Annotated in this window: 10 protein-coding genes; 8 read left to right on the top strand and 2 right to left on the bottom strand. The window is 69.9% G+C overall.

The window, feature by feature from the left end:
* Positions 1–69 precede the first annotated feature (69 nt).
* From AB0B48_RS06260 to AB0B48_RS06245, 4 genes are all read left to right on the top strand, one after another.
* A complete protein-coding gene (locus AB0B48_RS06260) occupies positions 70–861 on the top strand; it encodes an SCO2525 family SAM-dependent methyltransferase (protein WP_357196671.1) in 792 nt (263 codons plus the stop codon).
* Positions 862–1,056: 195 nt separating this feature from the next.
* A complete protein-coding gene (locus AB0B48_RS06255; RefSeq protein ID WP_357196668.1) occupies positions 1,057–2,898 on the top strand; it encodes an SCO2524 family protein in 1,842 nt (613 codons plus the stop codon).
* A complete protein-coding gene (locus AB0B48_RS06250; protein WP_357196665.1) occupies positions 2,899–3,828 on the top strand; it encodes an SCO2523 family variant P-loop protein in 930 nt (309 codons plus the stop codon).
* Positions 3,813–4,790: an SCO2522 family protein gene (locus tag AB0B48_RS06245; RefSeq protein WP_357196662.1), complete on the top strand. Its 978-nt coding sequence runs from the start codon at positions 3,813–3,815 to the stop codon at positions 4,788–4,790. Before AB0B48_RS06250 ends, AB0B48_RS06245 begins: the two co-directional genes overlap by 16 nt.
* Before the next feature lie 6 nt (positions 4,791–4,796).
* Here AB0B48_RS06245 and AB0B48_RS06240 read toward each other — a convergent pair whose 3' ends face one another.
* Positions 4,797–5,753 carry an SCO2521 family protein gene (locus tag AB0B48_RS06240; protein ID WP_357196660.1) on the bottom strand — a complete coding sequence of 319 codons (957 nt, stop codon included), beginning with the start codon at positions 5,751–5,753 and terminating at the stop codon, positions 4,797–4,799.
* Between the two features lie 297 nt (positions 5,754–6,050).
* On the opposite strand from AB0B48_RS06240, the gene AB0B48_RS06235 reads away from it, so the two are divergent.
* The 3 genes from AB0B48_RS06235 to AB0B48_RS06225 all read left to right on the top strand — a co-directional run bounded on the left by AB0B48_RS06235 (position 6,051) and on the right by AB0B48_RS06225 (position 12,643).
* Positions 6,051–10,265 carry a HEAT repeat domain-containing protein gene (locus tag AB0B48_RS06235; protein ID WP_357196657.1) on the top strand — a complete coding sequence of 1,405 codons (4,215 nt, stop codon included), beginning with the start codon at positions 6,051–6,053 and terminating at the stop codon, positions 10,263–10,265.
* A 76-nt stretch (positions 10,266–10,341) separates the two neighbouring features.
* The gene (locus AB0B48_RS06230; protein ID WP_357196654.1) at positions 10,342–12,141 is read left to right on the top strand and encodes a RyR domain-containing protein; all 1,800 of its coding nucleotides are present in this window, start codon (positions 10,342–10,344) and stop codon (positions 12,139–12,141) included.
* Positions 12,131–12,643 carry a hypothetical protein gene (locus AB0B48_RS06225; protein ID WP_357196651.1) on the top strand — a complete coding sequence of 171 codons (513 nt, stop codon included), beginning with the start codon at positions 12,131–12,133 and terminating at the stop codon, positions 12,641–12,643. Before AB0B48_RS06230 ends, AB0B48_RS06225 begins: the two co-directional genes overlap by 11 nt.
* Positions 12,644–12,931: 288 nt before the next feature.
* Here AB0B48_RS06225 and AB0B48_RS06220 read toward each other — a convergent pair whose 3' ends face one another.
* Entirely contained in the window at positions 12,932–16,018 is a 3,087-nt protein-coding gene (locus AB0B48_RS06220; protein WP_357196648.1) for a hypothetical protein, read from the bottom strand.
* Positions 16,019–16,168: 150 nt separating this feature from the next.
* Here AB0B48_RS06220 and AB0B48_RS06215 point away from each other — a divergent pair.
* A partial coding sequence (locus AB0B48_RS06215; RefSeq protein WP_357196645.1) for a serine protease occupies positions 16,169–17,362 on the top strand: 1,194 nt, incomplete at its 3' end.

The following is a 17,362-nucleotide window of genomic DNA, read 5'->3' as shown; positions in this document are numbered from 1 at the left end:
AGATAATGGACAGCACCGAGCGCCGCTTCAGCGACCAATGTGATCCGCCGAACCGATGGAGGCCCGTCCATGGCGTTGACCCCGGCGACTGGGGGCGGTTGCGGCGAGTCGACGCCACGCTCGCCGATCCAGTCACCGAGGCCGGTCAATTCCGACGTGGAGTGGGACAGCTTCGACCCGCAGGCATATGTCCGGCACAACTACGCCGATCTGCGGTCCGACGATCGGGAAATACTCTGCCGCATCCGAGACTTCTTCGCCGAGGCGAAGCTCTCCGACGCGCGGTGCGTCGACGTGGGATCGGGAGCGAATCTGTACCCGGCCCTGTCGCTTCTGCCGTTCGCGAAGGCCGTCGACCTGTGTGAATGGTCGACGGCGAACGTGAACTGGCTGCGCACACAGGTCGACAGCTACGACCAGCTCTGGGACCCGTACTGGCAGGTGTGCGCGGAGCACCCGGCGTACGCGGCACTGGCGGACCCGCGTCGGCGTCTGGCGCAGGTGGGCAGGGTGGTACGGGCCAGCGTTTTCACCCTGCCGAGGCATGCGTGGAGCGCCGGCACCATGTTCTTCGTGGCCTGCTCCATCTCGGCCGACCGGGCCGAGGCCGAGCACGCGATCGGTCGGTTCCTGGACGCGCTGCGGCCCGGGTCGCCCTTCGCCGTGACGGTGATGCTCGGGTCCCTCGGCTACAGCGTCGGTCGACAGATGTTCCCGGCGGTGGCACTCCAGCGCGCCGACGTGGTGGCCAGCATCGCGGCGGGCGCGTACGACCTGGACGTCCACGAGGTGCGGCCCAAGCCGCCGCTGCGGGACGGGTATTTGAGCATGCTGCTGGCCACCGGCCGTACTCGCGGATAGCGCCGATGCCGTGCTGTCGGCGCAGCGTGGCGGCGCGGCAATCCGTCGCGCCCGACCGGCCGGAGCGTCAACACGCGGCCGTCGAAGCCTTTCAAGTGGCACTCGACTGGCCCGCTACCATGATGCTGTACGTCATCGTGGGCACGGCAATACCAGAGATTTCGAGTCGACGACTACAACAGACGGCGGTGGATCATGCGGATGCAGCCGCGCCAGGAGATCCTCGACATCTGGCGGGCTACGGTTCGCAGTTGCTGGGCGAACGGTGAATGGCACTGGGGTGGCCGAAGTGGCAGCAACTCGATCAGCGACGCGGAGCAACTGCTGACCCTGTTGCTCCCTGCGGCCAAGGTCCCCGTGTTGTCACTGGACGACCCGGACCGCGCCGACGAAGAGGTGATCGAGGCGCTCAGCCCTATCGGCGGCGCGATCGAGATTCCCCGCCGGCTGGTCAGCGTGATGATCGACTATTTCCGGCGGTACACCGACGACGCCGGCACTCCGATCTTCAGCGGAGGCAGTTACCTCACCCCTGTGGAGGGCGGCCCGGAGCTCACCGACGAGCAGCGTTCCCTGGACATCGGCGACTCGTTCGCGGTCTCGGTCACACTCACGTTGGCGACTATCGGTTTCGTCAAGGTCTACCGGGGCTCCACCCAGCGGCGCGACCTGTTGGCGCAACTGGACGAACTGGACGCGATGGCGAGCGTGCGCCTCACGGCGGCGATGGTCGGCCTGCTCCGCAGCTTCAGCACCTTCGTCTTCACCTCCACGGACGAGTACGGCATTCGTCTGTGCGACATGGTCAACCAGGACGAGCTGCCGCGCCGCGAGCTGGTGGCGGCGCTGCGCGAGCAGTTGCGGGACACGATGGCGAGCCTGCGCAGCGTGATCATCGGTTCGGGTCGGGTGACCGAGGACCTGGACAACAGCGAGATGCTGTTCGAGTGCGGCTGGTCGTGGGGGATCATCTCCGGGGCTGAGGAGGTTCCGACCACTGAGCCGATCGGCTTGCAGCGTGAGGGCTCCGCGGAGAACGCCCCGTACCTCTACTTCACTGTGATCGCGATGGACGCGATCGAGGATCTGAACTCCGAACGCACCCGGTTGCTCGGGTTGCTCAACGAGGAGCAGCAGCGGCTGTCCCGGGCGCTGCAACTGCGTTGGGAGCTCACCCGCACGTACTGGGCGACGGTGGCAACCTTCGGCAACCGGCGGCGGTGGCCCATCGAGGACATCCCCTGGCGGACGACCGACGGTGACCGGACCGACTACTACACCCTCCAGGCCACGTCGCTGGCGGTGAAGGGCCTGATCGCCGTCGGGCGCGGCGGTGACGAGGAGCTCGGGCGGATCGCCTCGGTGCTGGTGGAGCTGGCACAGCGGGCGCGGATCACCCGGCGGGCGTCGCCCGGCGAGCCGGCGCTGTTCGTGCACGCGCCAGGCAAGCGGGTGACCCTGAACGACGACACGTCAAAGCCGATCATGACGTGGAACGTGAACGAGTTCTCCACTGTGCTGCTACAGCGGGCGGCCACCGTCGCCGGTCTGTTGAGCAACGCCCGACGGCGCAGCGAACTGCTCGAGCTGGCCGACGAGGTGTGGGACCACCTGCTGCTGCGGCGCATCCCGGATGGCCGGCACCAGGGGCTGTGGGACCACGCCGGTGGTGCTTTCCCCGGCCTGGCGCCGAAGCCGGACGCACCCTCCTGGTATCTGACCGAGCGGGTGGTGCAGGCTCTGGTCACCTCCGGTCAGCTGCTGTGGGAGCGGCCGTTCCCACGAGCCGGCCGGCTGGCCGACTACGCGCAGGACCTCATTGACGAGGCCGAATACCTGTTCGACCGGGAGTTGATGCGCGGCACCTTCGACGGTGAGGCGATGCAGCGCAGCATGCGCAGCATCCGAGCCAGCCTGGGCCGCGCGCAGCTGCTGGTCGACGAGCGTCCCGGCACGGCGGCCGCTCTGGTGAACACTCTCCTGTTGCTGCTCAACGACATCGCCACCGGGCAGCAGAAGGCCAGCGAGGGGATCTGAATGCTGGTCTTCGTCACGTCGCACAAGGGCGGCACCGGGCGGTCGGTGACCGCGGCGAACATCGCCTACCGCAGCGCGTTGTCCGGTCGCCCCACCTGCTACCTGGATTACGACTTCGGCTCGCCGACCGCCGGCATCACCTTCCAGATCCCGCAGGCCGTCAACGGTGTGGAGGGCGCCGGGCCCAACGGTGGCGGCCTGCACCGGTACTTGCGCGGGGAGATTCCGTCTCCGGAGCAGTTGGACGTGTGGGCCACCTCCGAACGTGCCAGTCTGCGTCAGAGGCCAATCGGGTCCGGCCCGTTGGTGCTCCTGCCGGGACAACGCAACGGTAGCGAGTTCGGTTTCACCAACGACATCGCCAAACGCTGCGCCGAGCTCTTCCTGCGCCTGGAGGAGGAGTTCGACCTGACCCTGGTGGACCTCAGCGCCGGCCGGTCGTACGCCAGCCAGATCGCGCTGGCCGCCACCGCGACCTCGACCCTGCGCAAGGTCGCCGTGCGCTGGTTGGTCTTCCACCGGTGGACTCCCCAGCACGTCACCGCAGCGGCGGACCTGGCGTTCGAGGCGGGTGGGATCGTGGCCATGGGCAAGGAGTACGGCCACGAGCCGGACAGGCTACGGGAGTCGCTGCGCTTCATCCGTACGGCGGTGATCGACTCACGTGGCCCGGAGGTCGGCCACCTCGGCCTCGCCCAGCAGGCATTCCTGCGTAAGTGCGACGCGGAGCTGTCGGAGCTGGCCCGACGCCGAGGTGTCGGGCGTACGACGCTGCTCGGCGCGGTGCCGCTTGATCCACTGCTGCAGTGGCGGGAGCAGCTCATCTCCGATCACGACGTGCAATCCAAAATTGCCAACGTCAAGACGGTGGACGCCTTCGTTGACCTGACTGAGAAGCTTTTCGACGAGACGGCATGGGACACCGCGTGATCGGCATGGATGTCAGGTTCCAGGAGGCAGCTGCGGTGCGTCGGACAGAGAGCGTGGCGTACTCGCATCTGTCCGTTGAGCTGGGGCACTTCTACGCGGAGGACTTCGGCGACGGGTGTGACGAGCTGAAACGCAAGTTCGAGCGGATCGCGGACTGGTCGGCCGCGATCCCGGCTCTGGCCCGACGAGGGCTGCCCGCGCACCGGGAGCCGCGGATCAGCACCTGCTTCATGATGGACGACTACTTCCACCGCTTCGGTACCCCCCGCGAGGTGATACCGCAGGTGCAGAGCGCCGCCGCGGAGCACGGGCTGATCCTGGACTACGTGGCCCGGGAGTCCAGCTTCGCCCGGCACGACGGCGCCGAGCTGGCCCGGTTGGTGGTCGACACACTGGTGGTCGAACCACCTCGGCACACCACCGGGAGTCGTCCACCGCTGAGCGAGTCGGGCTGGCTGTCCAACGGTAAACGGTCCCCCGGGCACGTCGACGCGCCGGCGATGACCCTGCCACGCCCGTGGACTCCGCCGTTGCAGTCCGGTGATCCCCGGCACTCCATCTTCGTCGACATCGAGCTCTGGTCCGACGAGCCGGACGCCCGGGTGTGGGCCTGCGCCCTGCTCGCCTCGGTCTGGCAGATGACCCGACTCGGCGTACTACGGCATCGGGGCGAGACGATGACGCAGCCGTGCCGGCTCGCCGGCGAGCTGCCGACGGACTGGGACGAACTGCCGGCGATCGTCCAGCTGAACCCGGCGGCCGCGCCGTTCTGCGCGTATCGCACGCTGACCCTGATGGGCACCCAGTACCTGCCGGTGGAGCTGGCCGTACGGACCATCCTCGGTCAGGTGGCGGTGCCGCCGACGGTCGCGCAGCAGGTCGCCAAACGGGCCGGCGGTGAGGGTCTGCTCCTGCCCAGCGAGTTGGTCGACCGGCTGAGCTACGTGTTCATCAGCGACTGAACGTGCTCAGCTCCCGCACGGCTCGTCGACGGCCACCCGGCCGGCCAGGTCGCGCAGCAGAGCCATGTTGCTCACGCTGATCTGATCCCGGATCCAGTTGACCGACGAGTTCCACTGACGGCTGAACCCGGGTACCTGCTCCAACTGCTCCCAGATCGGCCGCAGCCGCGGGTGCACCCGCGCGCCGGGCAGCCACAGGTGCAGCAGGTGCTCCAGCACCGGCCGCAGCCGCTCGACGTGCTCCTGCCCGGAGGCTGATCGGGTGACCGCGGACTCCACCAGCGAGGACAGCATGGTCAGCAGCCAGTCGTGCAACGCGAGATCCTCGCAGAGCCCGGCAACGGCGGCCGGCACGTCCTGCGGGTCGAGCACGAGTTCGACCGTACGCAGGGTGGGCGAGTCCACGGTCACCACCGCCGAGACGTCCCGGTCCGGACGCGCGTCGGCCTGCGCGGTCCAGCGCAGCCGTGTGCGGGCGGTGCGCAGTGGCGGGCGCCGGTCCAGCAGGTCAGACATCTGCACACCGTCGAGAACCCTGCCGGTGATCGCCTCCAGGTTCAGCACGTCGGCGTTGTTGCCGTGCAGGAAGCCCGCGCTCAGGTCGGCGACGTCCAGCTTGCCGACCGTCTCCAGGACGCCGGGGTTGGCCAGATAGTGCGACCACGGCTGGCGGCGCTTGCCGGCGACGACGTGGATGACCGAGGAGGCCTGCACCATCCGGCCGCCGGTGACGATGGCCCGGGTGACCACCGCTCCCACCCCACGTAACTGGCGCCCTCTGGCGCTCGGGAGCCAGCAGTCGACACCGGTGCGGACATCGGGTGACACCGCGTACAGCGATGGACGCCGGGAGGTCAGCACGGCCTCGCCTTCGATCAGGCTGAGCATTTCGGCGCTCTGCTCCTGGGCCAACGCCGTGCTGTGTTGCAGAAGGCTGGTGTGCACCTCACCGACAGTGAGCATGGCTTCCTCCGCAACGCTGCCACCGACTCGCGCTCATCGCGCGGTATGCGGCTCATGCTGATTGACGTACACCCCTCGCGACCGGCACCGACACGGATCCGCGTCGGACAACCGAGACTCCACGGGTGCGAGTTTCGACCGCCCGGATCCGTATCTGTTGACGGTCATCATAGGCCCGGAGTGAGCGGGAATCCCATGTACGTCGGGCATTCGGAGTGTTCGCGGGTCGGCCGGACGTGACAACTGCTGATATTTTCAATGGTGCGGTCGCCAGCCACTCCCTGGAGTTTGCCGTTCATGAAGGTCTACATTTCGGCCACACAAAAGGACCTGCTGGAATACCGCGCTGCCGTGCACGCCGTGGCTCGCCGTCTGGAGATCGACGACGTGGCCATGGAGGCGTACGGCGCCGACATCCGTCCGCCGCTGGACCGCTGCCTCGCCGACGTGCGCCGATGCGACCTCTACGTGGGCCTGTTCGCCTGGCGGTACGGGTTCCGGCCGCCCGGCCAGGAGTCCTCGATCACCGAGTTGGAATACCGGGAGGCGCTCGCGGCGGGAAAGCCATGCCTGGTCTTCCTGCTCGCGGAGGACACGCCCTGGCCGGTCGACATGATCGACCGGGACGCCGACTGGCAGCAGATCGTCGCCTTGCGCCGTGAGCTCAAGGAGCGTCACCTCTGCGCCTTCTTCTCCGGCGTGGACGACCTCACCGCCAAGGTGACCGCCGCACTGGCCGACGTACGCAGTGGCAGGTCCCCGGCGCGCGAGCCCGCCGACCCGGACACCCACCTGCCGACGGCCGTCCGCAACCAGTACTACAAGCAGTTGTCGCTGAGATACCACACCGTCTCGGTGGACGCGGTCTCACCGCGTCCCACCATCGGCTACCTCACCGTCGGGCTGCCCAAGGTGTTCGTGGAACCCCGCGTCCACGAGGACGCGCGACCGGAGATGCCCCTGGCGTGGTGGCGTTGGGCCGGGTCCACGCCGGGCGACGACGTCGGCGGGCTGCCCGGGGTGGTCAACCCGGAGGAGGTGGAGCGGCTCTGGGAGGAGTACGCGGCCAAGGACGAGCTGTCGTTGTTCGATGTGGTGTCCGACCCGGGTCGGCGCACGATCGTGCTGCTCGGCGACCCCGGCTCCGGCAAGTCCGCGGCCGCGCGGTACCTGGCGCTGACGCTGGCCGAGGTCTGCGTCGAGCCTCGACTGAGTGCGCTGGACCGGTACCTACCCGTCCTGATCGAGCTGCGCTCGTACGCCACCCATCACGGGGACGGCCGGTGCGACGGCTTGCTCGACTACGTCGGCCACCGCCACCAGCAGGGGCTGGCCGGCATCGACCAGGACGTGTTGGAGGCGTACCTGCGCCAGGGCGGTCAGGCACTGTTCCTGTTCGACGGCCTGGACGAGGTGTTCGACCCGGCGCAGCGGGAAGAGGTGGCCGCGCAGATCGCCACTTTCGCCAACGAGTACCCGGGAGTGCTGACAGTGGTCACCTCGCGGGCGGCCGGCTACCAGCGGCACACCTTTGCCAACGCAGGCTTCGACCACTTCACCCTGGAGGATCTCGACGACGAGCAGATCGCGAGGTTCCTCGGCAACTGGTACCGCTACGTGATGCCCACGCCGGCCGCGGAGGCAGAGCGGCAGCGGCGGCAGATCCTCGACGTGGTGGGCAGTTCTCGAGCGATGCGCGAGATCGCCGGCAACCCCCTGTTGCTGATGCTCATGGCGATCGTCGGCCGGGGTCACCCGCTGCCCCGCAACCGACGCCGGCTCTACGCGCACGTCACCGACGTTCTGATCTCCGAGTGGGATGTGACAAAGCAACTGCGCGAGAGCCACGGCGAGGTGCCGTCGCTGGACCTGCAGGCGAAGCGTCGGCTGCTGCGTCACCTGGCGTATTGGATGCAGTTCCGCGAGTCCGGCCCCGCCGGAAACTACATTGAGTCCGACGAACTGGCGCGCATCTTCCGGGACCACCTCGTCGCTTTCTACGGCTTCGAGAATGAGCGGGCGCTCGCCATGGCCTACTCGATGATCGACAAATTGCGGCAGCGAAGCTTCATCCTGGAACGTTACGGGCTACGACTGTTCGGGTTCGTGCACCGAGCGTTCCTGGAGTTTTTCTGTGCAGAGGAGATCGTGGACAGATGCGAGCATGATCCAACCAACTGGGGCCTCGATCGTCTGCGTTCACTGTTTCGCGAGCACTGGGCCGATCCGTCGTGGCGGGAGGTGCTTCGACTGGTCGCCAGCGCCCTCCCCGCCCAGACCGCCAACGAGCTGGTCACCCTGCTCGCCACCGAGGCCACCCAACCGTGGCCGCCGCTGAACCTGACCGGGCCGCCGTGGAACCTGGTGCTGGCGGCGCAGTGCGTGGCCGAGGCGCCGCAGCCCGCCGAACTGGCCGACGCGGGCGACGCCGTGCTGCGGCAGGTCGTGCGTCTCATCGAGCATGGCATCTCCGCGGACGACCCGAACCTGGTGGATCTCACCGAGCAGGAGCTGCTGTCCTCGATCCGGGCGCTCGGCCCGAGTTGGCCCGGCCGGGAGATTTTCCTGCACTGGTACCGCCGCCGTGGTGTCCGGACCAGTTGGCGATCTGGCTCTCCCTTCGCCACCCGGATCGCGGCGGTGCTGTCCACCGCCGAGGAGCAAATGGAAGACCTGCTCGTCCGGGAGCTGGGGCAGGGTCGCGAGCGTCAGGCCCACCTCACCCTGGTCGCCGGGCTGGCCGAGGCCGCCGGCCGCCTCGAGGCCACCGGCGGCAGCAGTCGCCGATGCCGGGACATCCTGGTCGCCCAGGCGCAGGCCGAGGTCTCCACCGCGGTACGGCAGGCCGCCGTACGCGCAGTGGTCGCCCACTTCGGCGCCGACCCCGACCTCGTGGACGTGCTGCGCGGTTTCGCCAGTTCCCCCGACCTCGCGGTGCGGGCGCTGGCCGTGCAGTCCCTCGGCACCCGGTCCGAACTCTCCGACGACGTCCGTCAGGTGTTGGCCAGAGCCACCGGGGACACCGCCGTCGCGGTGCGGCGGGCCGCCGCCGGAGTGCTCACCGCACGGTGCGCCGACCTGCCGGACGCACCCGAGACGATGCAGCGACTGCTGGCCACCGACGCCGACCCCGGCGTGGTGCAGTGCGCGCTGAAGGGTCTGCTGGTTCTGCCGGAGTACGCCGACACCGCACGAGCCACGGCGTTGCAGCGGGTCACCGGCGATTCCCCGGACGAGGTCCGACGCTGCATTCTCACCGAGCTGCTGCCCGAGCGACCCGACCCGGAGAGCACCGAGCTGCTGCTGAAGCTCGCCTGCTCGGACACGTCAGCGCGGGTCCGCGCGGTCGCCGTGCAGCGGTTGGCGCTCGTACCCGACCCCGAGGGGCGCTGCCGGGCCCGGCTGATCGATCAGATCGAGCAGGACGAGGAGTCCTCCGTGCGGGCCGCCGCGGTCACCGCTCTGATCGACCGGGACCGCGCCGACGACACGGGGTGGACCGTGGTGGCTCACTCGGCTCGCGTCGACGAGGACGCGACGGTACGCCTCGCCGCGGTGCGCGCGCTGGCCGAGGCCTACCCCGACCACCGCACCGGGGAACTACTGCTGGAGAGCGCTCGACGCGATCCGACCGCGAGCGTCCGGCTCGCCGCGGTCGACCTGCTCACCGGGCGACCGTTGTTCGGTCACGCGACCCGAGATCTGCTCATCAGCCGCGCCTCCCAGGAGCGGGACCCGATCGTCCGGCTGCGGGTCACCCGTAGCCTGGCCCGTCTCGCCGACCCACCGGACCTTGAGGTGCGGGAGTGCCTTGCCGAGCAGGTCAGTCGGGACCCCGACCCGAACGTGTTGTGCGCGGCCGCACAGGCGCTCGCCCGCCACGGCGAAGCCCCGGGCCTGATGGAGACACTGTGCCGGCGGGCACGCCGGGACAGCTACGTCGGCATCCGGTTGGCCGCCGTGCAGACCCTCTGCGCGTACGGGAGCCCGGAACTGGTGACCGACGTGCTGCTGGAATGCGTCGAGGCCGACACCGACCCGACAGTGTTCGACGCCGCCGTGCGCTGTCTGACCGAGCAGGGGTCGGCGTCCATGGCGGTGACGCTGCGACTCATGCGCCGCCTGTCGGACCAGAACCCGGCGATCCGCGCCCGCATCGCCGCCGCGCTCGGCGAGCACTTCGGCGCCGACCCGGAGGTTCAGGTGCTGCTGGTCGGGCTGGTCCGCGACGATCCGGCCCTGGAGGTTCGCCGCCGGGCCGTCGAGCAGCTGGGCGCCAGCCTGGCTGGCCGCACGGGGGTACGGGACCTGCTGCTGCGGCTGGCTGACGACGATGACTGGGAGATCCGCCGGACCGCACTGCTCGCGTTGACCCGGCACTACGACAGGGACACCCGGACCCGGGAGATGCTCGTGCGGCTCGCGTATCAGGAGGATGACGGCGCGGTTCGGCGGCTGGCCGGGCAACTGCTGGCCACGCTGGCCGACACCCGGCCCGACGACTTTCCGTGATCGATCCGGAGCCGTAGGTGTTCGTGGGTGCGCGTCGAGCGACAATCCGATCGACCTCGTCAAATACCATGAGCTCATGACGGATCCGGTCGCCGGCTCGTCCCGCCCGACCGGCTGGAGTCTGCGAGTCCTCTTCGGAGTGATCGGGCTGGCTGCTCTCGTCCTCGGCTATGTCGGCTTCGAGCGCCTGCTCCAGGCCCGACCGGACGTCGCCCACGATCCGTACGACGTGCTCTACTACGACCTGCAACTCTTCGTCTTCGGCGCCGAACCATTTCAGGACGCCGGCCCCTACCCGTGGCAGTTGCAGGTCGCCCGGTTCGCCGCACCGCTGTTCACGCTCCTCGCCGTCGCAGAGGCCAGCCGGCTGCTGCTGGCCGCCGAGAGTCGTCGCCTGCGCGCCCGGCGGGCACGTGGTCACGTCCTGGTCTGCGGGGACTCCCAGTTCGCCCGCATGCTCGCCGACCGACTCTTCGCCGATGGTGAACGTGTGGTGGTGGTGCGCTCCGAACCGTTCGGGCCGCTGGAGTACCGGCGGCGCCGGTACCTCGGCGTGGTCGGCGACCCGACCAGCCCCGAGGTGTTGCGCGGCGCCGGCCTGCCCCGAGCCCACACCATCTACGCCTGTAGCGAGGACGACGACCGCAACCACGCCATCGCCAACACCGCCAACCGGCTCATCCAGGACCGACGGCAACCACCGCGGGTCTACATCCTGGTGCACGACTCGGAGATGTGTCTGTCCCTGCAGGCCCGACGACTCGGTGCCGCCGGGTCCAGCCGGCTGCGGCTGGACTACTTCCACGTCGACGACGTCGCCGCGCGCGCGCTGAACCGGCACCACCCGCTGCCCAGCGGGGGAGACCGACCGACCAGGATCCTCATCGCGGGCACCGGCGCCTTCCGCCGGGCTCTCCTGGTGGAGACCGTCCGGCACTGGCGCGCATCCCGAGCCGACACCCCCCGGGGCCAGGCCGCGCCACCCCTGCGGGTGGACGTCGTGGCACCGGATGCCGGGACCGAGATCGCTCTTGCGTCGTCGCGGTACCCGTTCCTGGCCACCGTGTGCCAGTTGACCGCGTACGACCTGGATCTCGACGGTGTCGTCGGTCTCGGCCGCGACCGCTACGACCGCATCTACGTCTGCGCACCGGACGAGATCAATGGCCTGCGGTTCGTGCTGGACACGCCCGCCCTGTGGCAGGGCGCCGAGAGTGCCGTGTTCGTGCCGGTCTACCGGCAGGCGGCGCTCGCCGCGGCCTTCCACGGCGACTCCCGACACGACCTGCTCGACGAGGTGCACGGCAAGCTCCGCCTCTACCCGGTGCTCACCCACGCCTGCGATGCCCGGCTGATCGCCGAGGACCTCACCGAGCGGCTGGCCCGGCTGATCCACGAGCGCTACGTCCAGGCCCAGCAACGCGCCGGGGTACGACTCGGCGCTGCCCCGGCGATGGTGAACTGGTCACGACTACCCGAGTCGTTGCGGCGGGCCAACCGGGCCCATGTGCAGGACATCGCCGCCAAACTGTTGGACCTCGGTTGCGTCGTGGCCCCCCGCCACGGTGGCACCGGTGACGCCTCGGCCGCCGGGCAGGCCATCGACGACAGGATCGAGGAACTCGCCCGCCTGGAGCACGACCGGTGGTGCCGGGAACGGCGCGGGGACGGCTGGACGTACGGTGATCCGCGCGATGACGTTCAGCGGCGGCATCCCGCCCTGCGGCCGTGGGAGGAGCTGCCGTCCGACGTGCAGGAGCAGAATCGTGAGGGGATCCGGGCACTGCCCGATGTGCTGTCCGACAACGGGTTCGAGCTGATCCGGCTGGCACCTCCGGTGCCCGCGCAGCGCAGAGGCCCGAGGGATGCCGCCTGACCTCGGCCCGGTCCGCGTCGGCGTGACCGGGCACATCAACCTGACCCGCGACACCGAACTGCTCGTCGCCGACGCGCTCCGCGTCGAGTTGGGCCGGATCAGCGACCGGCCCGTGCACGGCGTGACCTGCCTGGCGGCCGGTGCGGACCAGGTCTTCGCGCGTGTGATCCTCGATCTGGGCGGCACCTACGAGGTGATCCTGCCGGCCCGCGACTACCGGGTCGCGGTGATCAGGCCGGAAAATCGGCTGGCCTTCGACGAGCTGCTCGACCGGGCGGCGGCGGTCGTCCACACCGGTCACGACCGCTCGGACACCGCCGCCTACGTGGTTGCCAACCGTGAGCTGGTCCGACGGGTGCAACGACTCGTGGCGGTGTGGGACGGCAAACCTGGCCGCCACCCGGCGTCGACGGATCGGACCATCGACTGGGCGCGGCACCACGGCGTCCCGACCACGATCCTCTGGCCTGTCGGTGCCCGCCGAACGCCCATCGACGACTGACGGCCGGTCCTGCCGCCGGGCCCGACGAGCGGCAGCGCGGAAAACGACGGATACTCGCGTGATGACTGGACCCGATCTCGACCCGGAACAGTATCCGCCCATCGATCCGCGCGAACCGGTGCCCGACGACCCGGGGGTCCTTCTGCCCGGCGCGCCTGACGAATTGCCAGAAGCCCCGGCCGAACCGATGCCGGACGACGGTGGAAACGCCGGTGGTGTGCGCGAGCCGGCCTAGACCGGTCCGTCGTGTCCGATCCCGCGCGGATCCGGTTCATCGGGGGGTAGGGGTCAGGCGGACTGCCGGTGGCGGCCGAGTGACAGCAGCAGGCCGGCGGCGGCCAGCGCGATTCCGGCGGCGGTGGTGTATGCGGGGAGTCGAGCGGGGATCCCGAGGTGGACGGTGATGCCGAGGATGCGGGACAGGCCCCAGGGCAGCAGCGTGAGCTGGTCGTTCCACACCGTCAGCGCGCGTTCCAGGCCCACTACCGAGACCAGGGCGGACAGCACGCCGAGGGGCACACCCGCAGCGGTGAGGGTCAGCCCGACGGCGCTTCGGCGACGCAGGTCGTACCGGTCGCGCAGGACCACGGCGACGGCTACGAACAGCCAGCAGAACGCCGCGAACGCGACGGTGACGTACGCCGCGCGCAGACCCGGCATGGTCCAGAACGCGAACCAGTAACCGCCCGGTCCGCGTCCGGCGAGCGCCGCCAGCAGGAGCACGCTGCGCAGCAGCGCGACGCCGCCGACCACGGCCCACAGGTGGAACGGATCCCGCCGGCCGACGACGAGGCGCACGACGAGGGCGAACAGCGCCCACCCGCCGAGGGTGACCAGCAGGTGCGCCGGCGCGGCGAACCAGGTCAACACGAGCCGGCTCGCCACCAGCACCAGGGCCGGGACCAGCCACACCAACACCCGGTCCGCCCGCGTCATGGGCGTCGGCAGCGCGGCGACCCGCCACGGCCGGAGCGCGCCGAGCAGCAACCCGCGCGCGGCGGCCCCGCCGAACCCGCGCGCGTACAGGCCGAGTAGCACCAACAGCAGGATCGATCCGAGCATCGCTCGGGCCGCCCAGGCCATCGCCGGGTCTCGGTCGGCGCGTCGCGCCCCGAGGTCGGCGGCGGTGAAGTTGTACGCGGGCAGGTCCAGGTCGGCGGCGTAGCGCTGCCGGTGCGTGTCGCGCGCGTCGTGGTACGCCGCTGCGGCCAGCCGCCAGTCGTGGCGGGCGGCCGGGGCGCCCGTGTCCAGCCACTGCGCGTGCCGCAGCACCATGGTCCGGTATGCGCTCAGCGTCTCGAACAGGTTGACCTGGTAGTCGAGAGTCGCGGTGAAGCGGCCGCGCAGTTCGGCATCCCGCCAGGTCGCCGGTTCGGTAGCGGCGACCAGGTCGCGCATGCGCCGGGCCAGCGCGACGGCCTGCGTGCCCTCCTCGATCGCCTCGTCGACGCGGCCGCCGGTCACCGCGTAGATGCTGTCCAGCGCGGCGGAGTCGCCGGTCGGGATGTCCCACTCGAAGATCCACATCATGGGCGGCGGTTCCAGCCCGAGCGCCCGCACCGTCCGGTCGGCGTACGGGCCGATGTAGAGGCCCTTGCTGACCGCCTGCCGGGATAGAGCCATGGCCTGCCCGATCGCGGCGACGGTTTCCGGGTCGCCGGAGAACGTGCGGTACGCCCAGTCGGCAGTGACCTGCGCCGGGTCGGCGTACGGATCCCAGGCGAGTCGGCCGACGGCGTACGTGTTGAGGTCGTAGAGCTGCCAGAACCCCGCGCGCAGGTACAGCGACATGGGTCCGGCGCGCAACGGCCCGCCGTCCTGGGTCCAGTTCCAGACACCCTCGACGTTCGGGTTGGCCGCAAGGAATGCACGCAGCGCCTGGCTGTGCAGCGGGCCAAGGTCGTTGGGCAGCGACCCGAACGCCTCGAACTCGCGCCGGGCCTGGAACTCCACGATGCGGCGGTGCCCGCCGCCCAGCAGCGTGGTGTTCAGGGGTAGGTGGCTGTAGAAGTCGCCCAGGGTGTACTTGGTGGACACGACGAGATGCGGATCGTCGAGCCCGCCGAGCACCTTCGCGTACGACGCCGGGTTGGTGTGCAGGTCGCCGACGGCGCCGACGCCCACCGTCCAGGTGCGGAAGATGATCTCCTTGCCGGCCGGGCCCGCGGTGTCCAGCAGCGCCCGCAGCATCGCGCGTACGGACGTTTCCGTGGTGACCGCGAGCCGTGACGAGTAGTCCCAGCCGGTCCCGGCGTACACCTCGCCGCCCTCGCCGACGCGGACCATCAGGCCGTCGACGAACGGCATGCTCTCGAACAGCTCGGCCAGGCCGGCCTGGTAGACCGACCACAGCCGAGGGTCGGCCACGTCGAGGCCGCCGGCCGTGCGCGTCAGGTATGCCTCCAGCGGTGGCGACACCGCGAGCATGTCGGTCAGCAGAAAGACCCGCATTCCCATGTCCTCGGCGTACCGGAAGACGGGGCCGAAGGCCGCGACCATCGCCCGCGCGCGGTCGACGTGTGGGTCGCCGGTCGGATAGACGGCGCGCCCGTCGCCGACCTTCGCGAACGTGACGTACTCCAGGAAGCCGGGTACGACGATGCCGTTGAACCCCTGCGCCACCGAGTGATCGACGAACTGCCGGAACTGCGTGTCGATGCGGGCCACGGCGCCGGCGTCCACCCACGGCGCGCCAGGCAGCACCGCCGACCCGACCACGTCGGTGTTCAGGCCGTAGTCGTCGCCGGCGGCGAAGTCGGTCGGGTCGGGCTCGCGTCCGACTGAACCCGCGTCGGTCAGCCGAAGGCCGAGCCGGGGGATGACCACCCGACCCGCGTCCGACGCGGGGAGCGCTTCGGCACCGGAGCGGATCCGGTCGGCCAGCCGGTACAACCCGGCTGCCACGCCCGCGACGTCGCCGCCCTGGACGGCCAGTTCGGCGCCGTGCACGTCGAGCCGGTACGACTCGGGCGTTCCGGCGAGGGTGGCCAGCACGCCCGCCCGCAGCGTCCTCACCGCCGACAGGTCCAGCGCCGTGCCGGTGCCCGGCGCGGCCGTTGCTGACCTGGCCGGGCTCGACGTGGCCGACACGAGCACGGGTCGGGGCAGGCCGCGGAGAACGACCGCGTCGGCGACGGCGGTTGCGGCCTTCTGGACGCGCGGCTCGTCGGGCACGACGAGGGACGCCAACGGCGGGATCGGTGCGGGCGTCCGCGCCGGCGCGGCGACAGCGTCCTCACGGGGCACGGAGGCGGGGGAGTGGCTCAGCCCCAGCGTGTCGCCGACTCCCCACGCCGTGGCCGCGCCGAGCGCCAACAGGACCGCCGCGGCGACGAGCAGCGGGTACGGCCTGCGGACCTGGGCAACGTGAGCCACGCTCGCATGGTAGTGGTCGCACCGGCCTCCGTCCGCCCTCGGCCAGCGCGGATGGCAGTTATGACATAGATGGGATTACATGTCTTGGGTGAACTCAGGTATGAAGGCCGAAGGCACGCCTCGGTGCTGATTCCTGAGAAGGAGCGACGGATGAAACTTGCCCTGCGCCGCCTGCGAACGGGGGCGGTAGTGCTCGCTGCCTGCACACTTGGGCTGAGCCTCCTGTCGGTACCCGCCGCCGAGGCGTACTCGGTTGCCCCTCTCGCGCCAGGATCCGAGCGGGCACCGGAATCGCACCAGTTCTCGGCAGAGGGCGTGACGACGATCGGTGAACTCCGCACCGTGAACAGCTCACTGTCCTACGCCCCCAGCGGCGGGACACAGATCATCCAGCACCCCGGTGCCACCTACGTCAAGGTGCACTTCAGCTCTCTGCGACTGGCCGACGGCGACTACGTCACCGTGTCGAGCCGCGACGGCAAGGAGAGCTACCGGTACGACCGCCACCTGAACCGGGCGACCGGTTCGGACTACACCACCGACGGACAGCCGGGTTTCTGGGCGATGTCGGTGGAGGGTGACACCGCCGTCGTGACACTGCACAGCAGCCGCACCGCACGTGGCAGCGCCGCAACCATCGACCGGTTCTGGCGCGGGTACGACCGCACGGAAATCACCGCGCACAACTTCACCACCCAGTCCGTGTGCAGCACCGACGCCCGCCGCGACGTGGTCTGCTACCAGAACAGCCACCCCACCGAGTACGCCCGCGGCGGCGCGGTGGCACGGCTGCTGATCAGCGGCGGTGGCCTGTGCACCACCTGGCGGATCGGCAGCACCAACCGGATGCTGACGAACAAGCACTGCTTCTCGACGCAGGCGGCCGTGAGCGGCAGCGAGATGCAGTTCAACTACCAGTGCGCCACCTGCGGCGGCGCGAACCCCGGCGCCGGCACCAAGGTCAGCGGTGCCACCCTGTACCAGGTGAGCAGCGGTGGGTCCAGCCAACTGGACTACGCCCTGTTCTCGGTCAACAATTTCACCGCCATCCAGGGGTTCGGCACGCTGTACCTGGCGACGACCGCCACCAGCAACGGCACCCGGATCTACATCCCCGGGCACGGCGACGGCACCGCGAAGCGGCTGTCGATCTACGAGGACACCCAGAACGGCACGACCTGCGCCGTCCGGAACGCGAACTACAACACCTGGAACATCAGCTACAGCTGTGACACCTCCGGCGGCAACTCGGGTTCACCAGTGCTGAACGCCAGCCACCGCGTGATCGCCCTGCACCACCTCGGCGGTTGCCCGTCGAACCAGGGTGCCAAGGCGCATCTGATC

It is taken from the genome of Micromonospora sp. NPDC049089 (genome assembly GCF_040648775.1).
Lineage (GTDB): Bacteria > Actinomycetota > Actinomycetes > Mycobacteriales > Micromonosporaceae > Micromonospora.
Note: the sequence above shows the minus strand (reverse complement) of the source record. Positions and strands in the feature narration are given on the sequence as shown.